At 38.8% G+C, this 650-nt stretch carries 1 pseudogene; it reads right to left on the bottom strand.

The features are described 5' to 3' along the window. Window positions 1-472: pseudogene (locus tag WG67_RS08400) on the bottom strand (cell division protein FtsZ); the annotation flags it as partial. Between the last annotated feature and the right edge of the window lie 178 nt (window positions 473-650).

Here is a 650-nt window from a genome sequence, read left to right as displayed (position 1 = left end):
GGCGCACACCTTCAAAACCGAACGGTTTAGTTACAACTCCAACAGTCAATATCTTTTTTTCTTTTGGCGCTCTATCCTTAACTGCGGCTCTTGCTTCTCTGGCTGCTTTTGCAATTACCGGTGCTGCACCGGTTCCAGTACCACCGCCCATTCCTGCTGTGATGAAAAGCATATGACTATCTTTTATATGCTCCATAATCTCATCAATTGACTCTTCTGCTGCACCTTTGCCAACATCAGGCAAAGCACCAGCACCAAGCCCCTTAGTTAAATTAATGCCAAGCTGAATTTTTTTATCACATAACGACTTTTCTAGTGCTTGAGCATCGGTATTTGCGACAACAAAATTCACTCCTTGCAAATTAGATTGGATCATGTTATTCACAGCATTTCCACCAGCACCACCCACTCCCACAACGGTAATCCTTGGGTGTAATATAGGCAACTCCGGCAGACTAAGATCAATAGACATTTAAATTACTCAAATTTAGCGAATTCACTTGATAATAAGTTACCGCTTTTTTAATAATATGCAAATACTTTTCACTTCTATAGGCGTAAATAGTAAACGGGATTTACTTATTCTTAACATTTATACTAATAAGTGCCGTTAATTATAATAACTAGATTCTTAGATGACATCACTTAAC

It is taken from the genome of Wolbachia endosymbiont of Drosophila incompta, from assembly GCF_001758565.1.
Lineage (GTDB): Bacteria > Pseudomonadota > Alphaproteobacteria > Rickettsiales > Anaplasmataceae > Wolbachia > Wolbachia pipientis.
The sequence above is the reverse complement of the archived record's forward strand: the minus strand, read 5'-3'. Positions and strand labels throughout refer to the sequence as shown.